This is a genomic window from Roseburia inulinivorans DSM 16841, assembly GCF_000174195.1.
GTDB lineage: Bacteria > Bacillota > Clostridia > Lachnospirales > Lachnospiraceae > Roseburia > Roseburia inulinivorans.
In genome coordinates this window covers 61,978-87,580 of sequence record NZ_ACFY01000084.1, presented here as the reverse complement: position 1 = coordinate 87,580, position 25,603 = coordinate 61,978, and the positions used below count along the sequence as shown (strand labels likewise).

At 41.9% G+C, this 25,603-nt stretch carries 19 protein-coding genes and 1 pseudogene; 17 read left to right on the top strand and 3 right to left on the bottom strand.

Annotated elements, in window-relative coordinates; genetic code table 11:
* Window positions 1-27: 27 nt before the first annotated feature.
* The 3 genes and pseudogenes from ROSEINA2194_RS08395 to htpG form a co-directional block, all read right to left on the bottom strand.
* On the bottom strand, window positions 28-783 hold the full coding sequence (locus ROSEINA2194_RS08395) for an exodeoxyribonuclease III (protein ID WP_044927525.1): 756 nt from the start codon (window positions 781-783) through the stop codon (window positions 28-30).
* Window positions 784-911: 128 nt separating this feature from the next.
* Window positions 912-1,130: a hypothetical protein gene (locus ROSEINA2194_RS08390; protein ID WP_007885665.1), complete on the bottom strand. Its 219-nt coding sequence runs from the start codon at window positions 1,128-1,130 to the stop codon at window positions 912-914.
* A gap of 475 nt (window positions 1,131-1,605) precedes the next feature.
* Window positions 1,606-3,722 (bottom strand): annotated as a pseudogene (gene htpG / locus ROSEINA2194_RS08385) (molecular chaperone HtpG).
* Window positions 3,723-4,001: 279 nt separating this feature from the next.
* On the opposite strand from htpG, the gene ROSEINA2194_RS08380 reads away from it, so the two are divergent.
* The 17 genes from ROSEINA2194_RS08380 to ROSEINA2194_RS08300 all read left to right on the top strand — a co-directional run bounded on the left by ROSEINA2194_RS08380 (window position 4,002) and on the right by ROSEINA2194_RS08300 (window position 25,451).
* Window positions 4,002-5,219, top strand: a complete 1,218-nt coding sequence (locus tag ROSEINA2194_RS08380; protein WP_007885661.1) for a hypothetical protein — start codon at window positions 4,002-4,004, stop codon at window positions 5,217-5,219.
* Between the two features lie 623 nt (window positions 5,220-5,842).
* Window positions 5,843-6,748 carry a hypothetical protein gene (locus ROSEINA2194_RS08370; RefSeq protein ID WP_044927513.1) on the top strand — a complete coding sequence of 302 codons (906 nt, stop codon included), beginning with the start codon at window positions 5,843-5,845 and terminating at the stop codon, window positions 6,746-6,748.
* Window positions 6,749-6,799: 51 nt separating this feature from the next.
* A complete protein-coding gene (locus tag ROSEINA2194_RS08365) occupies window positions 6,800-7,645 on the top strand; it encodes a delta-lactam-biosynthetic de-N-acetylase (protein WP_007885656.1) in 846 nt (281 codons plus the stop codon).
* A gap of 115 nt (window positions 7,646-7,760) precedes the next feature.
* Complete coding sequence (locus ROSEINA2194_RS08360) at window positions 7,761-9,800, top strand: methyl-accepting chemotaxis protein (RefSeq protein ID WP_044927512.1); 2,040 nt, start codon at window positions 7,761-7,763, stop codon at window positions 9,798-9,800.
* Window positions 9,801-10,027: 227 nt separating this feature from the next.
* Window positions 10,028-10,732 (top strand): LytR/AlgR family response regulator transcription factor, encoded by a 705-nt coding sequence (locus ROSEINA2194_RS08355; RefSeq protein ID WP_007885653.1) that lies wholly within the window; start codon window positions 10,028-10,030, stop codon window positions 10,730-10,732.
* Window positions 10,733-10,819: 87 nt separating this feature from the next.
* On the top strand, window positions 10,820-12,001 hold the full coding sequence (locus ROSEINA2194_RS08350; protein ID WP_172727075.1) for an ATP-binding protein: 1,182 nt from the start codon (window positions 10,820-10,822) through the stop codon (window positions 11,999-12,001).
* Window positions 12,002-12,224: 223 nt separating this feature from the next.
* A complete protein-coding gene (locus ROSEINA2194_RS08345) occupies window positions 12,225-14,147 on the top strand; it encodes a glycoside hydrolase family 2 protein (protein ID WP_007885648.1) in 1,923 nt (640 codons plus the stop codon).
* A 33-nt stretch (window positions 14,148-14,180) separates the two neighbouring features.
* Entirely contained in the window at window positions 14,181-15,743 is a 1,563-nt protein-coding gene (locus ROSEINA2194_RS08340; RefSeq protein ID WP_007885646.1) for an MFS transporter, read from the top strand.
* A 76-nt stretch (window positions 15,744-15,819) separates the two neighbouring features.
* Complete coding sequence (locus tag ROSEINA2194_RS08335) at window positions 15,820-17,502, top strand: AAA family ATPase (protein WP_007885644.1); 1,683 nt, start codon at window positions 15,820-15,822, stop codon at window positions 17,500-17,502.
* Window positions 17,503-17,687: 185 nt separating this feature from the next.
* A complete protein-coding gene (locus tag ROSEINA2194_RS08330; RefSeq protein ID WP_007885642.1) occupies window positions 17,688-17,945 on the top strand; it encodes a hypothetical protein in 258 nt (85 codons plus the stop codon).
* Window positions 17,946-18,036: 91 nt separating this feature from the next.
* Complete coding sequence (locus ROSEINA2194_RS08325) at window positions 18,037-18,405, top strand: hypothetical protein (RefSeq protein WP_007885640.1); 369 nt, start codon at window positions 18,037-18,039, stop codon at window positions 18,403-18,405.
* A gap of 208 nt (window positions 18,406-18,613) precedes the next feature.
* Window positions 18,614-21,619: a beta-glucosidase gene (locus ROSEINA2194_RS08320; RefSeq protein WP_007885638.1), complete on the top strand. Its 3,006-nt coding sequence runs from the start codon at window positions 18,614-18,616 to the stop codon at window positions 21,617-21,619.
* 258 nt (window positions 21,620-21,877) lie between these two features.
* Window positions 21,878-22,090, top strand: coding sequence for a FeoA family protein (locus tag ROSEINA2194_RS08315; RefSeq protein ID WP_007885636.1), 213 nt, complete (start codon window positions 21,878-21,880; stop codon window positions 22,088-22,090).
* Between the two features lie 88 nt (window positions 22,091-22,178).
* Entirely contained in the window at window positions 22,179-22,397 is a 219-nt protein-coding gene (locus ROSEINA2194_RS08310; RefSeq protein WP_007885634.1) for a FeoA family protein, read from the top strand.
* A gap of 148 nt (window positions 22,398-22,545) precedes the next feature.
* Complete coding sequence (gene feoB, locus ROSEINA2194_RS08305; RefSeq protein ID WP_044927511.1) at window positions 22,546-24,702, top strand: ferrous iron transport protein B; 2,157 nt, start codon at window positions 22,546-22,548, stop codon at window positions 24,700-24,702.
* Window positions 24,703-24,771: 69 nt separating this feature from the next.
* Window positions 24,772-24,903 carry a FeoB-associated Cys-rich membrane protein gene (locus ROSEINA2194_RS20335; protein WP_007885627.1) on the top strand — a complete coding sequence of 44 codons (132 nt, stop codon included), beginning with the start codon at window positions 24,772-24,774 and terminating at the stop codon, window positions 24,901-24,903.
* Between the two features lie 80 nt (window positions 24,904-24,983).
* A complete protein-coding gene (locus ROSEINA2194_RS08300; protein WP_044927521.1) occupies window positions 24,984-25,451 on the top strand; it encodes a Fur family transcriptional regulator in 468 nt (155 codons plus the stop codon).
* The last annotated feature ends 152 nt before the right edge of the window (window positions 25,452-25,603 follow it).

Sequence of the window (25,603 nt, the reverse complement as noted above, 5' to 3'; positions counted from 1 at the left end):
GACGTTAAAAAACATATTATCGCTGCATCAGGCGTCTGCAATAAGTTCCACCGGACAATGGTCAGAGCCGTACACTTCCGTATGGATTCCGGCAGACTGCAGCTTTTCGTCCAGACATCTGGAAGTGATAAAATAGTCAATACGCCATCCTGCGTTCTTCTCACGTGCCTTGAACCGGTAAGACCACCAGGAGTAGATCCCCTCTTTATCCGGATAAAAATAGCGGAAAGTATCTGTGAATCCGGAGTTTAACAGAGTGGTCATCTTTGCACGTTCTTCATCGGAAAAACCGGCATTTTTGCGGTTGGTTTTTGGATTCTTCAAATCGATCTCTTCATGTGCAACATTCAGATCTCCACAGACAATGACAGGTTTTACCTCGTCGAGCCTTTTCAGAAAGGCAAGAAAATCTTCTTCCCACTGCATGCGGTAAGGAAGTCTTGCCAGTTCGTTCTGGGAATTCGGAGTGTAACAGGTAACCAGATAAAAAGCATCGTATTCCAATGTGATGACACGCCCCTCATGGTCATGCTCCGGGATGCCGATGCCATAAGAGACAGAGAGTGGTTCGTGTTTTGTAAAAATGGCAGTGCCGGAATAGCCTTTTTTTTCGGCGTAATTCCAGAACTGATGGTAGCCGGGGAGATCAAGGGCAATCTGCCCTTCCTGTAATTTTGTTTCCTGGACACAGAAAAAATCTGCATCCACTTCATTGAAAAAATCTAAAAATCCTTTTTGCATGCAGGCACGAAGTCCGTTTACATTCCAGGAAATAAATTTCATAGTTTTATCCATCCTTTTCCTGCAGCAGTGACCGTGGAGGCATCTGCCGCTGATTTTTTTCTATATACTCTGACACAGTGTGGGTTATTCTGTTGTATTGTGGTAATAAGTGTTTAGGCGACCAGAAGTTATTTGCCCAGATGAGCAAATTCTTCCTCCGTGTCCATTGTAGTCCATTTGCCGAATGCTTGAGAATCCAGACTTGGAACATAGCCAAGATTCTTATATCCTAATTTCTTAAGCAATTCAATACTAGCTATATTTTCACATTCTGTAAAACTAATAAACTCCCATTCCGGAGCCATCTTGTGAAGAAGATGGAGTCTTTTGGTATCAATGGAAATCATCTATTTGATTCTATTAAAATTCATTCAAAGAAGTTGAACTTAAATTATGATGGGAATACAGATTGATTTCTGTCGTTATCCAATAGGCACTCCTCCCATAACCGTGAGTTCCATAACGTAAATTGCAGATTCTGTGGTGCAAGCCACAGCGTAAATTGGGCATGTATAGGCGTTCTCCCACAAGTCACTCATAACGTAAATGAAAGAAAAACGGTATAAACAAATATTATTTTCTTTGTGAGCCATGGAGATGGGATTCTAACAATCATGGAAGCCTTTGCTGAACATGATTGTTGTTCAGAAGCCCATCGTAATGCCCGGCGAACAGAAACATAATATTTCGTTTATACCATTTTTCTTTTTCATTACATATAAATTTGCCTTGTGAGAGGGCGCTTATATCTGCCCCTCACAACCCATAAAAGCACTGCAGAATCTGCGACACTACGTTCGTTAAACTCCGGTATATTTCGATTTATTTTGCCAGCAGCATCATGATTTTATTGCTGCGCTCCACGAATTTTGTCATCTCATCTACAGATAACGGATGGTTGGAGAGCACAGCCAGATCGTATAACTGCTCGCAGAACATCGGAACGTTCTCGGAATCTTTGTGCTCGAAAATGTATTTTACAAGTTCGTTGTTAGCATTTAAAGTAAGTGTCTGGTCAGCAGCAAACATATTCATGTCCATGCCGCCCATACCGTTCATGGCATACATCTTCATCATATCCTGCATACGTCTTCCTTCTTCGGAAAGTGTGATGATAGAAGAGATGTTCTCATTTTTCAGCTTCTCCACTTTCACAGTGAGTTTATCGTTGTTCAGAGCTTTTTTGAATACTTCTGTCAAAGCATCTGTCTCAGCTTTCAGATCTTCTGCAGAAGTCTCATCCTTTAAGGATTCTGTCACATCCGCATCAATACGCATGAATTTGTATTTTTCATTGCGCTGCTCTAACTGTGTGATGAAAGAGGTATCAATGTTGTGATCTAAGATCACTGCCTGCATGTTCTGTTCTTTGAAGAGCTTAATGTACTGACCCTGCTGGACTTTATCGGTAACATAGTAGATAACTTTACGTTCATCCTTTTCGCTGTCAGCAGAAGTGTCGCTGCCATCAGCAGTATTATCAGATGCAGCAGCATCGCCAGTGTTTGCAATTGGATTACCATCTTTGTCTAATACCTCCGCATCGTCTTTCTTTTCTTCTTCCTTCACTAATAATTCAGGAAGAGTCAGATACTTGTCATCTAAGTTTTTGAACAGGATGTAGTCGTTCATCTTGTCACAGAACTTTGTATCCTTTAAGCAGCCAAATTTGATAAATGGGCTGATGTCATCCCAGTATTTCTCATAGCTTTCCTTTTCGGTCTTGCACATGCCGATGAGTTTGTCCGCAACTTTCTTGGTGATATATTCGGAGATCTTCTTTACAAATCCATCGTTCTGTAAAGCGGAACGGGATACGTTCAGTGGAAGATCCGGGCAGTCGATTACACCTTTTAATAACATTAAGAATTCAGGAATGACTTCTTTGATGTTATCTGCGATGAACACCTGATTGTTATATAACTTAATGGTTCCCTCAATAGAATCGTATTCTGTATTGATCTTCGGGAAGTATAAAATTCCTTTTAAGTTGAACGGATAGTCCATGTTCAGGTGGATCCAGAACAGAGGCTCTTTGTAGTCTAAGAATACTTTGCGGTAAAATTCCTTGTATTCTTCGTCTGTGCAGTCTTTTGGATTCTTTGCCCACAATGGGTTGGTATCGTTCAATGGAACCGGACGTTTTACAATTTTTAATTTTTCTTTTGCAGGGGAAACTTCAACGACTTCTTTTTCACCGTTTTCATTTTCTTTTTCCTCTGTTTTTGCTTCCTCGTGGATTTCTTCCACAACGGTATCAGTATCTAACTTATCTGCTGCATCGATGGTTTCATATTCTGTCTCAGCATTTGCCTTAGATAAGAAGATTGGGGTTGGCATGAAAGAGCAGTACTTCTCAATGACTTCTCTTGCACGATATTCGTTTGCAAACTCCAGACAGTCTTCATTCAGGTATAAAGTAATCTCTGTACCGACGCCTTCCTTTGTGCCGTCTGTCATATCGAATTCTGTGCCGCCGTCACATGCCCAATGGACTGGTGTGGCATTTTTTTATAAGATAAAGTATCGATCGTTACCTGATCCGCTACCATGAATGCAGAGTAGAAACCAAGTCCGAAATGACCGATAATCTGATCGTCGTTTGCCTTGTCTTTGTATTTTTCGATGAAATCAGTAGCACCGGAAAATGCGATCTGGTTGATATATTCCTCTACTTCATCAGCTGTCATACCAAGACCGTTATCAATGAATTTTAACGTTTTTTCGTCCGGGTTTACAATAACCTGAATCTGTGGTTTGTAATCAGCAGGTAATTCGTACTCGCCCATCATATCCAGTTTTTTTAATTTTGTGATGGCATCGCAGCCATTACTGATCAATTCACGATAGAAGATATCGTGATCGGAATATAACCATTTCTTGATGATCGGGAAAAGGTTATCACTGTTGATTGAAAGATTTCCATGTTTCTCAGCCATAATATAACACTCCTTTTTCTATCCATAAGTAAAACTAATTATTTTATACTCTGTTATAAAATGCACTTATCAAATATCTGAATCATTGCATTTCAACTTATATCTAGGATTTTATAACCCTTGTCTGCAAAAGTCAATAGAAAATTAGCACTCTTTTTAAATGAGTGCTAACAATGAACGGGCGAAAGCAGAAAAATAAGGTGTTTACAGAATATATAAAAACTTTATAAACTTAATTGAAGTTCATGGTATAATAACCACAAGAGAACGGAGGATAACATGATAGTTTTAAAAGCGGATAAAGAATTGAATTTAACCTTTCAGAAACTGATCAAAATGATGGATGTGCCTGTGGAGTGGAACGGCATGTTTTTTGTGATTGGGGATTATCTGATCCTGCAGGGGAGCGTGCGGTCACTTTTTTTCAACTTTGATACGAAGCTTGTGGTGACGAATATTATTGAACTGAAAGCAGAGGAGCAGATGATCGCTGCCGTGGAGCAGCACCCAAATGTGCGGGATATTTTGAATATGGTGCTTTATGCGTTTGGAAAGTGGGGAAATATCAAGGGACTCCGTGTGGACAGAGATTATGTGCAGCTGAACCGGTTGTTTGCGCAGATCCTTGGGGAATTTCAGGTGGAATCGCAGTATGGACCGGAACATTTCCGCTTCTATAAAAATAAAATCCGTCTGACCTATGAGGACGTGATCGAGGCAGTGCTGTCAGATGAACCCGAGGAGGTTTTACTGCCGGAGGAAGAGGAGCTGCAGGGATTGTGGCATAAGCTGGTCTGGAAAAAGGCGGCGAGCAGTTTTTTGATGCGGGATACCACGCTTGCAGAGCGGAGACGGAACCGGATCGGAAATAACTTTTATCTGGCCGGATATCTGTGCCCGAAGTGTGGAAGCCAGCTTTACATGGCAGTTTACCCGGAAGGCAGGGAATTTCAGATTGAGACAGAAGAGGGGGCAGTCCGCATTGCCCGCGTTTACAGTTGTAAAAAGTGCTGTTGCATGTATACGCCAAGACCAAAGCGTCTGTTGGTGGATGGGGATGTGTACAAAATGGATTTTGAGCGGGATGAGACTGCCTATGAGGATTATCAGGAGCTTTTAGGGCGCACTGCCGGGCGGAATGTGAATACAAAATACAACGAGTATGTGGACAAAAAAATGGCAATGGAGACGGAATGCACGGATTCATCTCCAGCACAGGATGAGGAACAGGAAATTACAGAACTGATCGGGCATCTGCCGGAATTGTCAGAACTGGAACTGTTCCGGACTATGCGGAAAATGGAAGAAGGATTTTATTCGGATGAGGGTGTAAGACGATTGGAGCAAGCAATCCGCGGCGAGGATGAGATGGAAACAGATGCGGATTGCAACGCAGATGATGAGAAGGATGCAGATACGGAAAGAGCCGCGGAAGATGAGCCGGATACAGAATTGGAACGTAATGCAGAAGAATCAGGCAAAACGAAAAAAATGTAGACAAATCGGATGGAAACTCTGAGAGAGCATTTGGAAAGCCGGGAAGAGATTCGGAGAAACCGAGGGAAAACGCACCTGTAACTGCGGGAAAATCAAGTGGAATATCTCATGCAAATCTGGAAGAAGCAAAAGAAAATGCCACAACAACTGTGGAAAAACTAAGAGAAGATTCCTCTGCAATTACAGGAAAAGCAAGAGAAAAACGCAGGAAAATAAGGGCGCAGTGTGGGAAAACAACCAAAACAGTAAGGAAAATCCACGGCAGAGCACAGAAAAGGTTATAGACAAAACACAGAAAAAACGGTAGAGAAAACCAACGGTACGTCAGTAGAGGAAACGCAATCTGCAAAAGAAAAACAGGGCGTGCAAGAAATGCAGAGCAGACATTTGAGAGGAGCCCGCAAAAGAAGACAGAATCGGTTGAAAATACAAAATCATCAGAAAATGCGTCAACAACAGGAAGAAAGAATCCATCCGGAAATATAAGACCGGCAGACAGCAGAATTCCATCAAAATACGGCTCATCAGTAGACAGTGGAAACGCATCAAAGTATGCCGCATCAACAGGCAGTGCAGACACATCAACAAATGCTGAGAGAGGCAGACAGGCCCGCCAGGAGGAATTGAAGCGTCTGACGCAGGTGCAGCGGCTTGTCAACCAGCCGGGAAGAAAAACAAGAGAGGAACTGGTTTCTCTGCTGGATGACATAAAAAAAGAAAGCATCAGTCCGGATATTGTCAGACCGTACACGGAACAAGTGGAGAACAGGATTCGTGCTATGGATGAGAAAAAAATAAAGGAAATCTGCGGAGATGTCGGCAGGATGGATTTTGAGGATGCCAGCGAAGCAGCAAAGCAGTTAGAGGATGGCGATTTCCTTCCTCAGTTGAAATTTGATGCATTAAAAGAACTGGAGCAGCGCATGTCCAAGATTAAAACGGATGAGTGCGGGCTTTTAGTCAGCAAATTGCTGAATGCATTTGACGAAGCCGGTGTGACAGAGTCGAAACGGTGTCATTTTTATCCGGCAAAAAGAGTGTGGCAGAAGCAGGCGGAACCGGAGGAGACAGCTGTCTTTGAGAGAGCAGTGGATAATTTTGCAAACGGAATCGGAAAGTTTGAGTATCCGGTGCTTCTGGTAGACAAATCAAAGGATGAGTCAGGAAAAGAAGGGGTTCTTCTGACACCAGAGAACCTTTACTACAGCGCATGGATGACTTCCTATTACATTCCGGTGATGGATATTGAGTCTATCCAGGCTGTTACAGGACTATTAAACCGGGGCATTTATGTATATCAGAAGAATGGAAGTAAGACAAAACTTCCGCTGGCAGTGGAGCATGAAGAGATGGAAAAATTTGCAAAGGTGCTAGAAGATTTTGTGCGCTATCTGCAGGAAAAACCATTTTCCAGAAAAGAATCTTATCTTGCAAAGGAAAAACACGATACGATTTGCTGTTACCGTTGCGGTTACATCTATAAGGGCGTTGGTGTGTGTCCTCGCTGTGGTTATAAACAAAATGAATAGGACAACGTCTGGCTTCGTATACATAAAAAGAGAAGATATGCGGAGCAGAAAATGAAAGCATTCTTATTAAAATACCGTTCCAGCCTGCTGCTTTTTGCAGTGATGTTTTTATTCGGCTGGGGAAGCGCAGCCGTCGTGGCAAAGTGGCAGTCTGACAGGGAAACAGAGGAGACGATGCACATCGAGGCGGCAGTCGATAACTGGGGACTTGGCTTTGGCGAGTCTGGAAAGGAACTGCAGCCGACCGGAAATGCCACGGCGGATGAGTTAAAGCAGTATGATACCTATTATATAGGAAGTAAAGAGGAAAAGGTGATCTATCTCACATTTGACTGCGGCTATGAGAATGGCAATACAGGAGCAATTCTGGATGCACTCAAAAAACACAATGCACCGGGAACTTTTTTTGTCGTGGGACATTTTTTGGAGAGTGCGCCGGAATTGGTCAAACGGATGGTTACAGAGGGACACACGGTGGGAAATCACACCTATCATCATCCGGATATGTCGGCAATCTCGGACAAAGAGTCGTTTCAGAAAGAGCTCGATGCAGTCAGCAGTTTGTTTCAGGAAGTGACCGGACAGGAGATGACAAAGTATTACAGACCACCGCAGGGCAAATACAGTACAGAGAATCTTGCGATGGCAAAAGAATTGGGGTATAAGACCTTTTTCTGGAGCCTCGCCTATGTGGACTGGAATGCGGATGTACAGCCGACAGAGGAGGAGGCTTATGGAAAACTGATCGGACGCATCCATCCGGGCGCAATTGTATTGTTACATAATACATCATCCACCAATGGTAAAATTTTAGATGAGCTGCTCACAAGATGGGAGGACATGGGATATACCTTCCAGCCGCTGTCGCATTTATGGAGTGATGAGAAAACAAACTGACGAAAAATTTCTGAAAATGCCCGAATTTGTTTGCTTTTGGCAGAAAGAGTATTATAATAAAAATAGATTGTTACATTTCGAGAAGATGTCAGAAAAACCAAAGAGGAGATTTGATATGAAAACAAAGAAAAAGCGGATTGCGCAGGAAATCCAGAGCCGTATTCTTACCATTGTGATTGCGATTTTTATGGTGGTTGCGGTTGTGGTCGCAGTTATGGTTGGAAATGTCAGCTTAAGTGCACAGAAGAATGATCTGGAGATGCAGTCGAAGGCAGCATCTTACCAGCTTGAAATCTTTTTTCAGGAGTATATGACCATTGTGGAGCAGATGGCGCTTGACAAAGATGTGCGGACACTGCTTACTGAGACAAAAGCAGGAGATAAGATCACAGAGTCGGCAGACTATCAGACGGTATTTCACGAGATGGAGAAAATTGCAGCAGCAGACAGTGATAACATTCAGGCAGTCTGGCTTGGAGATATTGATGCTAATGTGGCGACACAGTCAGACGGGTTTACAAGTGACAGCAGCTTTGAAATCACAGAGCGTACCTGGTATCGTGCAGTGGAGACGAACAGTACGATCCTGACAAGTGCTTATGTGGAGGCGAGTACCGGAAATCTGATCTTAAGTGCAGCAGCTCCGGTTTATGATGAAAATGGCAAGAATATCATTGGTGTTGCAGGAGCGGATATCGCACTTGAGCATATTGATGAACTGCTTTCGGCTTATAAGATTGGAAACAATGGATTTGTTATTTTAGTAACATCGGATGGAACCATTATTTATCATCCTAATTCAGATAACCAGTTGAAAAATCTTTCCGAGCTGAACGTTTCGGATTCCGTGATGAAAGCAATTCAGAGTCAGAACGGAACATCTGTGAAGTATAAAGCAGATGGAAGCAGCAAGTATGGATATGTCGGAAGAATCGGAACGACCGATTATTATACGTTAAGCTGTATGCCTTCCAGCGAATATTTAGCAAGCCTGATCCAGTGTATCATTATTGTACTGCTGCTTGTAATTGTTGGAGTTGTCATTATCATTATGGCAATCAGACGTCTGGCAGGCAATATCACAAAACCGATCGTTGCATTAAATGAGGTGGCACAGGAACTGGCAGAGGGTAATCTGGATGTATCGCTCGACGTTTCTTCAGAGAACGAGATTGGAGAACTTGCAGATTCCATCCAGAAGACCGTAAACCGGTTAAAAGAATACATTAATTATATTGATGAGATTGCGTATGTCCTGAACCGTTTATCCGATGGAAAACTGAAATTTACATTAAAATACGATTATGCAGGTGATTTTGCAAAAGTAAAAGATGGAATGATGCATATCTCAGAATCATTACAGGGAATGATCGAGAATATCATCAACAGTTCCGCACAGGTTTCGGCTGGTGCAGATGATCTTTCGAGAGCAGCCCAGAATATTGCTGAGGGTGCAAGCACACAGGCAGCTTCTGTGGAAGAACTTGTCGCAACTTCAGTTTCTGTATCTGAGCAGGTAAAAGAGAATACAGACGATGCATTAAAATCAGCAGATGAAACGGCACGTGTCACAAAGATGATGCAGGACAGCAGAATGCAGATGGATCAGATGACAGATGCGATGAACAAGATCACAGAGACTTCCAATGAAGTTGTCAGCATCATTAAGACAATCGAAGACATAGCAGATCAGACGAATCTTTTGGCACTGAATGCTTCGATTGAGGCGGCAAGAGCCGGTGAAGCCGGTAAGGGATTTGCAGTGGTTGCTTCTGAGATTGGATCGCTTGCAGAAGGAAGTTCCAAGGCTGCAAATAATACGAAAGACCTCATTGGAGTATCCATTCAGGAGATTGAGCGTGGAACAGAACTTGCAGCGAATGTGGTTGTCTCCATGCAGGAAGTATTGGATGCGATTGAAAATGTGAATGGTATGATAGGGAAGAGTGCAGAGAATAACCAGACGCAGAATCAAAACATTGAGCAGATCAAACTTGGTATCGAAGAAATCTCCAAGGCAGTGGAAGATAATTCTGCATCTGCAGAGGAGACTTCTGCAACATCAGAGGAGCTGGCTGCACAGGCTGCAACACTCGAAGCGCTTGTCAAACATTTTGACCTCGAAGATGATGGCAGCAACGATACAACAAGATAGAAAAATCCCACCGGCAGATATGATTTCCTTCGTGAGCGAAGCGAACAGGAACATCCTATCTGCCGGTGGGATTTTGCTGTCGCCCAATACCTTTTGGCGGGCTCATCAATCTTTTTGCATACGAAACCTAGACACTGCAAATGTGAATTGTTATAATAAGAGATACGGAAAAAAGAAGGTAGTGAAGAACACTGCCAAAATGCAGGATTCATAAAGATGGAGCAGACATGAACAGGATAGCAATTGTGGAAGACGATCAGGGTTATCGTGACACACTTTTTATTTATATAAAACAATATGAACAGGAACGTGATACAGCATTTGAGGCGACACCTTTTGAGAAAGCGGATGATTTTCTGGCAGTTTATAACGGAGATTATGATATTATCCTGATGGACATTGAGATGCCGGGAACAAACGGCATGGATGCGGCAGAGCAGATCCGTAAAAGGGATGCCCAGGTAGTCATCATGTTCATTACGAACATGGCGCACTATGCAATCAAAGGATATGAAGTGGGCGCACTGGACTTTGTCTTAAAGCCGATCCAGTACCTGAATTTTGCCAATAAGATGGATCGTGCCATGCAGCTGGTGGAGAACCGCGGAAGCAAACCGGTGATGATCCAGACGGGAACCGGCGTCAAAAAGATTGATTCCAGAGACATTTTTTATGTGGAGATCCAGAATCATGTGTTGCGCTATCACACAAAACAGGGCAATTTTGAGGTGCGCGGAAGCTTGAAAAATGTGGAAGAGGAGCTTCCAAAGGGGCTGTTTGCAAAATGTAGCAACTGGTGTCTGGTAGGTCTGACACATGTTGCAGAGATTAAGGATGACACGGTGATCGTAGAAGGAGAGGAACTGCAGATCAGCCGCCGCAGTAAGAAAAACTTTATGACGGCACTCATCCGCAGTGTAGGGAGAAGTTAAGAATGGTTCGTGATTTTGGTATCATGATTTTTCAGGTATTTTTTATTGCTGGTATGTGTGTATCTGTTTCTCATGCCATTGCATGTCATGGAAAAGAAAAAAATAAAAAACGGTCTGATACTTTGTGGGGCTTGGTGTGTCATGCTTGCAGCAAGACTGCTCATTCCGGCAATCGGGGAACATCTGATCGCAGAGTTTTTCATGCGTTTTGTGATCACGATGATTGCTGTTGGACTGATCAGCAAAAAAATAAGCTGGGAAATGATTTATTGTACGGTCTGGCCGCTCATTGTATATCATTGTATCAATATTATCTGGAACAGTCTACATCGCGTTTCTGCCATTGAGCAGCAGCCGCGGGTGCTGCAATATCTCTTTTCACTTCTGTTTTTTGCAGCGGTGTATCTGCTATTGTCCATCACGCTGTTCCGCTGGCTTCCGAGAAATGGATTTTACCAGGCAGGACCAAGAAGAACACTCTCAGCAGCAGCAGTGCTTTTCTTATCCTTGTTTTCTTACTACAATTTTTACCAGAACCGTGGAGAATCCAATCTTGCGGTTCTGGTTCAGTTATATTGCGTGACTTTTTTGTATCTGCAGGCAGAGCTTTTCAAAAAAAGCGAAGTAAAGCAGGAGTATGCGCTGATGGAGCGCATGTGGTACCAGCAGAAGAAGCAGTACGAGATCGCGAAAGACCAGATGCAGGTGATCGACCGCAAATGTCACGATCTGAAGTATCAGGTGGCTGCAATGCGGCATATTGAAAACCCGACAGAGCGGGAGAAAAATTTAAAAGAACTGGAACAGTCAATCCGCATTTACGACTCTATCGTAAAAACAGGAAATGAGATTCTGGATACATTGCTCTCAGAGAAGAGCCTGATCTGTGAGGCAAGAGATATTACCATGCACTGTGTGATCGATGGAAAGAAGCTTTTCTTTATGGATTCCATTGATATTTATGCACTGTTTGGAAATGCTATTGACAATGCGATCGAGTGTGTGGAAAAGTTTTCAGAGAAAGAGATGCGGTTTATCGATATCTGTGTCGCAGAAAAGCAGCATTTTTTATATATCCGTTTTTCGAATCCAATCGAGCGAGCACCGGAGTATGAGAATGATCTGCCAAAGACCACGAAGAAAAACAAGCAGTATCACGGGATTGGGTTAAAGAGTATCCGGCACATTGCAGAGAAATACGGGGGGGATATCTCAGTATCCACAGAGATGAACTGTTTCAATCTGGAAGTGCTGCTCCCGGTGAAGTAAAAGAACAACCGTCTGTCTGAATTATACATATAGTTTGGATAGACGGTTTCGTATTTACAAAGGAACACCACTTACGTCACAAAAAGCACCGACTAAGTCAGGTTCGTTGAAAAATTAACGAATTTTATTTATTATTTATGTATTGAAATTGGAACAATATATAAAAATAGCCTGAAACGATACAAAGTGACAGGCACCATAAATAATAAAAAGGATGTGTTATATGCGACGAATTCAAAATCTGATGGAGCAGTGGCTTTTCATTGGACCTGACAACAGACAAGAGCAGGTGAACTTGCCACATACATGGAATGCAAAAGACGGACAGGACGGAGGAAATGATTACTACAGAGGAACCTGCCACTATGAGAAAACATTTGAAAAACCGGAATTTGATCCGGAGGCAGAGGAAGTATATCTGGAGTTTCTTGGTGTAAATGCAAGCAGTGATGTGACTGTGAACGGAAAAGAACTTGCACATCATGATGGCGGATATTCCACATTCCGCATCAATATCACAGAGGTTTTAGAAGACCGGAATAAACTGGAAGTGACCGTGGACAACTCCGTCAATGGAAAAGTATATCCGCAGAAAGCCGATTTTACGTTCTATGGCGGAATTTACCGCGATGTCCGTTTCCTGATCGTGTCAAAAGAGCATTTTGACTTAGATTACCTCGGAAGTAACGGAATTAAGATCACACCGGAAGTAAAAGAGAACGAAGCGAATGTTCATATCGAAACATTTACCAATACAGAGGAAGCACAGGTAAACGTTCAGATCAAAGATCAGGACGGAAAAGTAGTTGCAGAAGGGAACGGATGTGACGTAAATCTTAATATCCAGAATCCAATCCGCTGGCATGGAAGAAAAAATCCATACCTTTATACGGCAGTTGCAACGCTGACCGTAAATGGGGAAGTGAAGGATGAGATCACGAACCGTTTTGGTATCCGTACTTTTTCGGTAGATCCAAAGAAGGGATTTTTCTTAAACGGAGAGCATTATCCACTTCACGGAGTTTCCAGACATCAGGATTTTAAAGCATTAGGAAATGCGATTTCAACAAAAAACCATGATGAAGATATGGATATGATCTGCGAACTTGGGGCAAATACGATTCGTCTCGCACACTATCAGCATGACCAGTATTTTTATGATCTCTGTGATGAGAGAGGTATGGTCGTATGGGCAGAGATTCCATACATTTCGGAACATATGCCGGGCGGAAGAGAGAACACCATCAGCCAGATGAGAGAGCTGATCGTTCAGAATTACAATCATCCGTCAATTGTAGTATGGGGCGTATCCAATGAGATTACCATCAGTACAAAGGACAAAAAAGATATGTTGGACAATCATCATGTGTTAAATGATCTTTGCCACAAGATGGACCCGACAAGACTGACAACGTTAGCATGTTATGCAATGTGCGGACCATTTAACCGTTCTGCACACATCACAGATCTGGTTGGATGGAATTTATATCTGGGATGGTATGTACCGGGATTTTTCTTAAATGATCTGTTCTTAAGATTTTTCCACCTTGTATTCCCGAACCGCCCGATCGGTTATTCCGAGTATGGCGCGGAAGGTATGCCAAACCTTCACAGCAGAAGACCGAGACGTGGAGACCATACTGAGGAATATCAGGCAAAATATCATGAGTATATGATCAAATGTTTCGAGCGTCATCCATTTATGTGGAGCACTTATGTGTGGAATATGTTTGATTTTGCGGCAGATGCTAGAAATCAGGGCGGCGAGCCGGGCATGAACCATAAGGGACTTGTGACATTTGACCGCAAGACAAAGAAAGACAGTTTCTTCTTATATAAAGCATATTGGAGTGACGAACCATTTGTACATCTGTGTGGATCACGCCGCAGTGACCGTTCTGAGGATACAACGACCATTAAAGTTTACACAAACCAGCCGGTCGTATCCTTATACAATAACGGAGAGCTGATCGAGCAGAAGAGCGGAAATCATATTTTTACCTTCCAGCTTCCTATGGAAAAAGAGAATAAGATCGAAGCTGTAGCCGGAAGTGTGAAGGATGCGATGGTACTTCATCACACAGAAAAAGAGAATCCGGATTATAAGCTGAAAAAAGAAGCGAAAAAGAGTGAAAACTGGGTATAGATTTTAGCAGGATATTCCAAAGGAGAAGAAATAATGAGTAATCAAAAAGAAAAAACCACTGCACAGGCAGCCGGAATGAACCGGGCAAAACCGTATCAGCTTGTGCTGTTCCCGATGAACAATGGTGCGACAAATGTTTATTATATCCTCACCATGAATTTTATCGCATATTATGCAAACGGAGTGTTAGGACTTGCGCTTATGTTTGCAACGACAATGGTAACCGTTATGCGTCTTTTTGATGCCGTGACGGATCCAATCATCGGAGCTTTGATCGACCGGACAAATTCAAAATTCGGTAAATTCCGTCCATACATGGTAATCGGAAATGTGATCATGATCGTTTCTTCCATTTTACTGTATTTTGGAACGAGGATCATCGCACCGGACATGCAGTGGCTGCGCTATGCATGTTTTGTGTTATTTTATGCATTATATGTTATCGGATACACATTCCAGACAGCCTGTACCCGTTCCGGACAGACTTGTCTGACAAACGATCCGAAACAGCGCCCGATGTTTACTATTTTTAATACGATCGCCAGCCTGATCGGTATGGGACTTGTACAGTTTCTGGCACCGATCTTAGGTGACCGTCTTGGCGGCTATAACAGCGCAAACTTTTTTGATTTTATGATCCCGCTTGCCATCGTGGTATCTGCAGTGCTGACACTTCTTGCAGTGATCGGTATCTGGGAGAAAGACAGACCGGAATTTTTCGGTGTTGGCAATAAACAGGAAAAAGTAAAATTAAAAGAATATGTTGCTATTTTAAAAGCAAACAAAGAGCTGCAGCGTCTTATGGTCGCAGGAGCGGGATGTAAGCTTGCTTTCTCCATCGCAACGAATATGACAGTACTCTGTATGCTTTACGGAGCAATGATGGGAGACTACGGCGGACTGTATCTTCCAATGATGATCGTCGGATATATTTTCTCTGTTCCGTTCTTCCTTTTGACGGTAAAGACATCACAGAAGCATGGACAGAAAGCTTCACTGGTGCGCTATACAATGCTTGCACTGGTCATGTACATTGGAGTTTTAGTGTTGTTGTTGTTATGGAATCAGGGGGTTCCGGCATTTAACTTAAGCCTGAGATCCATCAATGTATACACGGTGTTATTTGTGTTATTCTTTGGTATCGGTTATGGTGCATATTATGCAACAGCAGATATGCCGATTCCGATGGTTGCAGACTGTTCCGATTATGAGACATACCGTTCCGGACAGTATGTGCCGGGAATTATGGGAACATTATTCTCACTTGTAGATAAATTAGTAAGTTCTCTTGGATCTACCATCGTTGGTGCAGCAGTTGCAATGATCGGTATCCAGACATTACCGGACAGCAAGACACCATATTCTTCCGGAATGCATGGCGTTGTTCTGATCCTGTTCTGTATCGTACCGATGATCGCATGGCTTGCAACACTCTGGGCCATGAAGGGCTACACTTTAACAGGAGCCAGAATGAAAGAGATCCAGGCTGTCAATGCTGTGAGAAAACACGCGGTAAGTGAGGGAATGTCACTGGAAGAAGCCATGGAAAAATGGAAAACTTATGAGGATGTGCCGGAAGAATTCCGGCAGGAATAAAGTAAGAGAATTGTTTTTTTAGTAGGAATCCGTTATACTATGTAAATAGTATAGCGGATTTTTTTTGGAGGCTTCCATGAATGATACATTAAAATTACCGGTTGGAATAGATGATTTTAAAAAAATACGTGAAGCAGGTTTTTATTATGTGGATAAGACAAAATTGATTGAGCAGCTTTTACAAAGCTGGGGTGAAGTGACTCTTTTTACCAGACCGCGCCGTTTCGGCAAAACACTCAATATGAGTATGCTAAAGAGCTTTTTTGAAATTGGTGCAGAGAAATCGCTTTTTCAGGGCTTGTATATTTCGGAAAAAGAAAAACTGTGTGCGGAATACATGGGAAAGTATCCTGTTATTTTTTTATCGCTTAAGGGAGTAGAGGGACTTCATTTTGCAGATGCACAGAAAATGCTTATGACCATTATTAATAACGAGGTCCGGAGACATTATTATCTGAAAACAAGTGATAAGCTGACGGTTGAAGACCGAAAACAATTTGAAAAAATGCTTTTGAATGAGGACGTTAATCTTGTTGACAGTTTAAGACTGCTTTCACAGTTGCTTTATCTGCACTACGATCAGAAAGTGGTAATCCTTATTGATGAGTATGATGTTCCGTTGGATAAGGCTTTTAAGAATGGGTATTATCAGGAGATGGTTTCGCTCATCAGGGGACTTTTCGGGCAGGCGCTAAAGACAAATGAATTTTTGCAGTTTGCGGTACTCACAGGGTGTTTACGTGTTTCTAAGGAGAGCATTTTTACCGGACTTAATAATTTTGAGATTAATTCGATTGTTGATATAGAGCATGAGGAAGGCTTTGGATTTACAGATGCAGAAGTGATGCAGATGTTAAAATATTATCATTGTACGGAGCGCTATTCGGATATAAAAGAGTGGTACGATGGATATCATTTTGGCAACGCAGACATATACTGTCCGTGGGATGTCATTAATTTTGTGAAAAAATTATTGACAGATTCTAATGCAAAACCAAGTGCATTCTGGATCAATAGCAGTGGAAATGATCTGGTAAAACTTTTCGTGGATAAGGCAGATCAATCAACGAAGGATGAAATAGAACGGCTTGTTACCGGAAAATCGGTAACAAAAAGGATTCGTCTGGATCTGACCTATGATGAAATTGAGAATAGCATAGACAATGTATGGAGTGTTTTATTTACAACAGGGTATCTTACGAATATAGGAAATCCAGAGAGTGGCGTCTACGAGCTGGTTATTCCGAATAGGGAAGTTCATGAGGTATTTGTTCTGCAAATACAGGAATGGTTTCAGCGTTCTGTTGCAAAAGAAGAATCTATGCCAGAGTTTTCAAAGACAATTTTGAACGCAGATGCAGAAGAATTGCAGAAACAGTTGAATGTTATCATGAGCAGGATGATCAGCGTGCTGGATACAAAAGCGCGCGAGGAACAGAAAGAGAATTTCTATCATGGACTGTTATTAGGTTTGCTGCGGGGAAGCAATCCGGACTGGCTGATAAAATCGAACAGAGAGTCAGGAGACGGGTATAGTGATATTCTCATAGAACCAGAAAATCCGGATGCAGGCATTATCATTGAGGTAAAGCATGCGGCATCTATTAGCGGTCTTGACAAAGCATGTGAAAATGCAATGGCGCAGATTAAAAATCGCAGATACGATGAAACACTCAGGGAGAATGGAAGGTGTGATATTTTAGCGTATGGCATTGCATTCCATAAAAAACGGTGCAGGGTGGTATGCGAGAGGTTATAATGGTTAGTCCATGTGTTTGTAGAAATACAGATGCATGGACTTTTTTATATTGAAAAAGTCTTAGTTTTTAGTCAACAATTAACAATTCTAAAACAAAAATCAAGCAATAATGAAACAATCAGACGTTAGAATCAGTCCATAAAGTAAAGCAATAAAAAAACAACAGAAAAACGGAGGAAAGCATTATGGCTGAATATCAGTTAAAAATAGGAAAAATTGGACAGAAAGTAGTAGATGGTTACAAAAAAGTTGAAGAAAAATTTACGGATACTTTTTTGGAGAAGGATGAGAGCAGTCCTTCCGGATATACATTAAAAACTGGAAAAACAGCGGAGAAAGTCGTAGGAACTTACCACAGAATTGAGGACGGAGTAGTTGGAACCTACAAGAAAATCGAAGATGCATTTGTAGACAAGTTCTTAGAAGAAAAAAAGCAAGATTAACAATTCTAAAACAATAGTCAAACAATTATTAAAAAAAGAAGATGTACATTATAGCTACAATAAATAATACAAAGAAAAGAGGAAAATAAACATGAAAAAAAGTAATTTTGCAGCATTAATACTTGGAACAATCGGAATGGTATTCTTTGCACTTGGAATGTGCATGGCACTGATCGAAGAATGGGGAATGTTTCAGCAGGGAGTTATCGCAGGTGTGATCGGACTTGTAATTCTTCTTATCACGTTGATCGTATGGAGAAGAATGGAAGGAAAAGAGCCAATCCATTTAAGTGGAAAAACAGTTGGTACAATCATTTTATCTATCTTTGGAGCACTTTTATTTGGAATTGGAATGTGTTTATGCATGGTATTTGGAAAAATGGTACTTGGTGTTGTGATCGGACTTGTCGGCATTATCGCACTGTTAATGTTGATTCCATTGACCAAAGGATTAAAATAAAAATTATAGAAAACATAATTTATGCAAAAGATACAGCTTATAGGATGAAAGTCTTATAGGCTGTATTTTTTTATGCCACTTACGTCACAAAATGAACCGACTAAGTCCACTTTGTTGATTTTTTAACAAAATTTTAATAAAATAAGGACACATCATAAATAAATTCCGTCAAAATGACGAAGTTTGAAAAAAGAAATGGAGAAAATTTATGGGAGAGAACAAAAAAGAAGTGAAAGCCCGTAAGAAGGCTTTCCGTAAAGCAAAACACAGAGCGATCCGTCCATGGAAAGGATTATCAATTGTATGTGCAATTCTGGCAGTGATCTTTGTGCCGCTGTACAGTTTATTAAACGTTTTTGATAATTCACTGGCTATTTTCGTCGGAGGAACATTCTGGAAATTACAGAACGAGGATGAAAGTGCACAGTACTTTACCTCTGACTTTGAGTCTACAGAAGATATGGTTGACTACGGATTACAGCTTGTCCAGCAGGTGGAGGCAGAAGGTGCAGCGCTTCTTATGAATGAGAATAACGCACTTCCTCTGGCAGAAGGGGACAATGTCAGTCTGTTTTCCAATTCATCTGTAAACCTTGTGTATGGTGGTACAGGATCCGGTAACATTGACGCTTCCACAGCAGATACATTAAAAACTGCAATGGAAAAAACAGGTTTCAATGTAAATGAAACACTCTGGAACTTCTATGAATCCGAAGAGATGGGAATGTACAAACGTGGAAATGGTGGTACGATCGCAACTGCAAGTGCCGTTGTAACTGAAGTTCCATGGAATGAGTACACAGACGAAGTGAAAGATTCTGTAAGCTCTTATGGTGATGCGGCAATCGTCACATTATCCCGTGTAGGCGGTGAGGGTGCCGACCTTGCATACGGCGATGTCAATTACCTTGCATTAGATGACAATGAAAAAGAAATGCTTTCCAATGTGGCAGCAATGAAAGCAGACGGAACAGTGAGCAAGATCATTGTGCTGATCAACTCTGCAAATGCATTACAGGTAGATTTCTTAAAAGACAATACTTATAATGTAGATGCCTGTCTGTGGATCGGCGATGTCGGAATTACAGGTATCAATGCAGTGGCTGATATCCTTGCAGGTAACGTCAATCCATCCGGAAGCCTTGTGGATACCTACTGCTATGACAATTATTCTTCACCGGCCATGGCCAACTTCATGCCGATGATTTATGAAGGCTATACAGAAGAACTGATTCCTGAAAAAGCAAAAAGCTACATGGTATATCAGGAAGGTATCTACGTTGGATACAAATATTATGAGACACGTTATGAAGACACGGTTATGGGAACCGGAAATGCAGGAAGCTATGTATACAGCGATGATGTGGCATTCCCATTCGGTTATGGATTAAGCTATACAGATTTCGAGTACAGTGACATGACGGGCGTTTATGATGCTGCGACAGATTCTTATAACTTTAATGTGACAGTTACCAATACAGGTGATACTTATTCCGGAAAAGAGACCGTTCAGATTTACGCACAGTCTCCATATACAGAGTATGACAAAGAGAATTCTGTAGAGAAATCTGCAGTACAGTTATGCGGATTCGGCAAAACTGATATTTTGGCTCCGGGTGAGTCCCAGACATTAACGATCAATGTGGACAGGGCAGATATCGCATCTTATGATGCATACGGTGCAAAAACATATATCTTAGATGCAGGTGATTACTATTTTACAGCAGCAACAGATGCACACAATGCTGTAAACAACATTCTTGCAGCAAAAGGATTTACAGCTGAGAATGGAATGGATGCAGAAGGTAATGCAGAACTTACATTCCAGTGGACAAATGATACATTAGATACCACTACTTATGCAGTATCTAAGAGTGGTGCAGAGGTGACAAACCAGTTATCTGATTCCGATATGAACCTTTACGAAGGCGCCGGAGATAACTCCGTAACTTACCTTTCACGTAATGACTGGGAGGGAACATTCCCGACAGAATCTCCGGTATTTGCATTGACAGATACTATGATCGATGACCTGCAGTTAGTTCAGTATGATGCAGCAGATTATGATACGGTAGAGATGCCGACATTAGGTGCAAAAAATGGTCTTACTTTATACGATATGATCGGTAAAGATTATGACGATGCTGACTGGGATACTTTATTAGACCAGCTTACCTATGACGAGATGGTAACTTTAATTGGCGACTCCTTCCACTGGACAATGCCGATCAAATCGATCCAGGCTCCGGGTTCCCGTGATGAGAACGGACCACAGGGACTGACCGCTTCCTTATTCGGTAATAATGATAAAGAAAAACTGACAGCAACTGCATTTACATCTGAGGATGTGATGGCAGCAACTTTCAATACGGATATTATGACAGAAATTGGTAAAGTGATCGGTAATAACTGTCTGTCTGCAGACGTTGCGATTCTTTACGGACCGGGTAACAATATCCACAGAACTCCTTATGGCGGACGTAACTTCGAGTACTACAGTGAAGACGGATTCCTTTCCGGAAAAATGAGTGCTTACGAAGTGGCAGCTATCCAGGAAAAAGGTGTTCATGTCGTAATGAAACACTTTGCATTAAATGACTGCGAGCAGGATCGTATTGGTCTTGGCGTATGGCTCTCTGAGCAGGCAGCACGTGAAGTATATTTAAAAGCATTCCAGGATGTATTTGAAGAAGGAAATGCAAACGGAACCATGGTTGCTTACACACGCTGGGGATGTATCTGGTCCGGCGGTAACAAAGGATTGATGACCGGAATCATGAGAAATGAGTGGGGCAGCAATGGACTTACCATCACAGACAACGTTCTTAATCCATATGTCAATGGCCCGGACGGAGTGATGGCAGGTGGTGTTACAACCTATGATGCCATGATGCCGTATGTGACCAAAGAATTACCGGCATATAAAAATGATCCGGTTATGGTAACAGCAATGCGTGAGGCATGCCACCATGACCTGTATGTATTAGCAAACTCTGTTGCTATGAACGGTGTTGGTGAAAATACAACCATTAAATTTGTACAACCAAAATTACTTGTGATCTTAAAGACAATTGCGACCATCGGTGTAGTAGGATTCATCCTCTCACTTGTGATGTTCATTCTGAAAAAACGCAAGTTCAAAAAGAGTGAAGAGTACACAAGCTATATGGCATGGAAAAAAGAGTTAAAACAGAATAAGCAGAATAAACAGTAAGAAATGATGCGGAAGAAGGCATTGCACAGCAAAATGTGTGATGTCTTCTTTTTTCATGACCATACGTCTGAGGAGGTTTACATCTCACTGAAAATAGTGACTTAAAATAATGAAAAATTGTGCAGCCCTACAAAAGAAAATATTTTAGAAAAATATGTGAAAAAGTTATTGACAACTAACTATCGTTAGATTATACTAACCAACGTAGAAACGAAAAAGATTATCAATAGTCTTTGGAAAGATAAGGAAGAGGAAGATATGATGCCTTTAACAATGGTGAAAACAGGTGAAGAGAATACAATTAAAAAAGTTGGCGGAAAAGAAGAAACCAGAAGATTTTTAGAGAATCTCGGATTTGTAGTAGGAGGCGTTGTTACGGTCGTATCTGAGATCGGTGGCAATATGATCGTGAATGTCAAGGATTCGAGGGTTGCGATCGGAAAAGACATGGCAAACAAGATCATGGTCTAGGTGTGCCAGCCTGTAAGTTGTAAGCAATGGCAGGGCGTTTCCTGCCTGCTGATAAATGACTAAAAAATAAAAAAGGAGCCGTTAGGAAATGACATTAAAAGAAACAGCTGTCGGACAGACAGTAAAAGTCAAAAAGTTGACTGGCGAGGGACCGGTTAAGAGAAGGATCATGGATATGGGGATCACAAAAGGTGTGGATGTTTTTGTCAGAAAAGTAGCGCCACTCGGCGACCCTGTAGAAGTTACTGTGCGCGGATACGAGTTATCTCTTCGTAAAGCAGATGCAGAGATGATTGAAGTAGAATAATTTTTTTTGCCTAAAGGTTAAACATAACTAACCTATAAGACAAAAATGTTGTGAAAATGAGTAGTGCTGGCATACTTTTGCGGAATGCAGCATACGGATTCCAGACATGGAAACGGACTTACATAGAAGCAGAAAAGGAGAGTTGATCATGGCAGTTAAAATTGCACTCGCAGGAAATCCAAACTGCGGTAAAACAACATTATTTAATGCGCTGACAGGTTCCAACCAGTTTGTTGGTAACTGGCCGGGTGTTACGGTAGAAAAGAAAGAAGGAAAATTAAAAGGACATAAAGATGTCGTTATCATGGACTTACCGGGTATCTATTCTTTATCTCCATACACACTTGAGGAAGTAGTTGCAAGAAACTACCTCATCGCTGAGAGACCGGATGCGATCTTAAATATCGTCGACGGTACAAACATCGAGCGTAACCTTTACCTTTCCACACAGCTTATGGAATTAGGTATTCCGGTCATCATGGCAGTCAACATGATGGACGTTGTGGAGAAGAGCGGTGAGAAAATCCACACAGATAAATTAAGCAAAAAATTAGGCTGTGAAGTCGTTGAGATTTCCGCTTTAAAAGGAACCGGCATCAAAGAGGCTGCTGAGAAGGCAGTAAAGCTTGCAGAGAGCAGAAAAGCAGCAGTAGTAGCCCACGAGTTCTCCAAAGAGGCTGAGGATATTATTGCAGAAGTTGAAGGCAAGATCAAAGGAATGCCGGAGGAACAGAAGAGATTCTTTGCGATCAAATTACTGGAAAAAGATGATAAGATCAATGAAATGATGACAAACGTTCCGGATGTATCCGCAGAGATCAAAGAGATGGAAGATAAATTTGATGATGATACAGAGAGTGTTATCACGAATGAGAGATACGTATATATTTCTTCTATCATTGGCGACTGTGTGACAAAGAACACCAAAGAAAAACTGACAACTTCTGACAGGATTGACCGCATCGTGACAAACAGATGGGCAGCATTACCTATTTTCGCACTTGTTATGTTCATTGTATATTATGTATCTGTTACAACCGTTGGAGCATTATTGACAGACTGGACAAACGACACATTATTTGCAGAATGGATCATTCCAGGAGCACAGAGCTTCTTTGAAGGCATCGGATGTGCAGACTGGCTGACCGGACTTATCGTAGATGGTGTGATCTCCGGTGTCGGTGCAGTTCTTGGTTTCGTACCACAGATGTTAGTATTATTTATTTTCCTTGCTTTCTTAGAGAGCTGCGGATATATGGCGCGTGTCGCATTTATCATGGATCGTATTTTCCGTAAATTTGGTCTTTCCGGAAAATCCTTCATTCCAATGCTGATCGGCAGCGGATGTGGTGTTCCTGGTATTATGGCATCCCGTACGATTGAGAATGACCGTGACCGTAAAATGACCATTATGACAACGACCTTTGTTCCTTGTGGAGCAAAGCTTCCAATTATCGCCATGATCGCAGGCGCGTTCTTCGATAACTCCGGATGGGTTGCAACAAGCTGTTATTTCGTTGGTATCGCAGCGATCATCTGCTCCGGTATCATCTTAAAGAAAACAAAAATGTTTGCCGGTGATCCTGCACCATTCGTTATGGAGCTTCCGGCATACCACTGGCCAACAGTTTCCAACGTACTTCGCAGCATGTGGGAGAGAGGCTGGTCCTTCATCAAAAAGGCAGGTACGATCATTCTTTTATCTACCATCGTATTATGGTTCTTAATGAGCTTTGGATGGGAGAGCGGAAGCTTTGGTATGGTTGAGGAATTAAATAACTCTATCCTTGCTTCTATCGGAAGCGCGATTGCATGGATCTTCACTCCACTTGGCTGGACCAATGCAGGTGAAGGCTGGAAGATGGCAGTTGCAGCAATCACAGGTTTGATTGCAAAAGAAAACGTTGTAGCAACTTTCGGTATGTTATATGGATTCGGAGAAGTAGCAGAAGATGGTGCTGAGATCTGGGGTAACCTTGCAGCAGCCATGACTCCAATCGCAGCTTATGGATTCTTAGTGTTCAACTTACTGTGTGCACCATGCTTTGCAGCAATGGGAGCCATCAAACGTGAGATGAACAATGCAAAATGGTTCTGGTTCGCAATCGGATATCAGTGTGGACTCGCTTATGTGGTATCACTTTGCATCTACCAGATCGGTACATTAATTACAACTGGAACATTCGGAATCGGAACAGTTGTGGCATTCCTGCTTGTGATCGGATTCCTGTACTTACTGTTCCGCCCATACAAAGAGAGCAGCTCTTTGAAGGTTGACGCAAAGAAAGTTGTAAGTGCAAAATAATAGTCATTTCAGGAAGAAGCCTCATACATAGAGGCTTCTCCTTAAAAAACAGAAAGGCGGTAGTATAATATGGGAACATTCGTTGTATTAGTTGTTTTGATATCCGTAGTTGCTCTGATCGTCAGAGGCATTGTCCGGGACAAAAAGAGTGGAAAATCTTCCTGCGGTGGGGACTGTTCACATTGCAGAGGCTGCCATTAGATAAAAAAGCAAAGGCGGTGTTTCATGCTGCCTGTAGTGATAACCACAAATTTCAGGTGATAAGAAGGGCATGGTTTAAAATGAATCAGCATACGTCAGTACAGCAGAAACAAGAGAACAACCAGCAGAAGTATGAGAGAACCCAGATGCAGCGTGAAATTGTGATTCAGCGGCTGAAAGAGCAGGGATGCAGGATTACAAAGCAGAGAATGGTGTTACTCGATATCATATTGAATGAGAATTGTTCAAGCTGTAAAGAAATCTATTATAAAGCATCCAGAATTGATCCTAAGATCGGAACGGCCACCGTGTATCGTATGATCAATACCTTAGAGGAGATCGGTGCGATCAGCAGAAGAAATATGTATAAGATAGACTGTGAGAAAGATAACGGCGAACGCACGTACATGATCGAATTGGATGATCATACCATACAGCAGATGTCAGGTGCAAGCTTAATTTCTGTTCTTCAGGCGGGGTTAAAAGCCTGTGGGTACATCAATGACCAGCATGTAAAAAGCCTTAATATGCAGCCTTCAGCCTGCTGAAATGAAAAAGAAAATCCTTATAATTAAATAAAAATCATTAGAAAACAGCGGTATCGCATTTGGCGGTACCGCTGTTTTTTTGTGAAAAATCACTTCTTCATATCCTGAAAGTCAATATTGTATAGGTTAATCAAAATATTCTTCATGGAAAA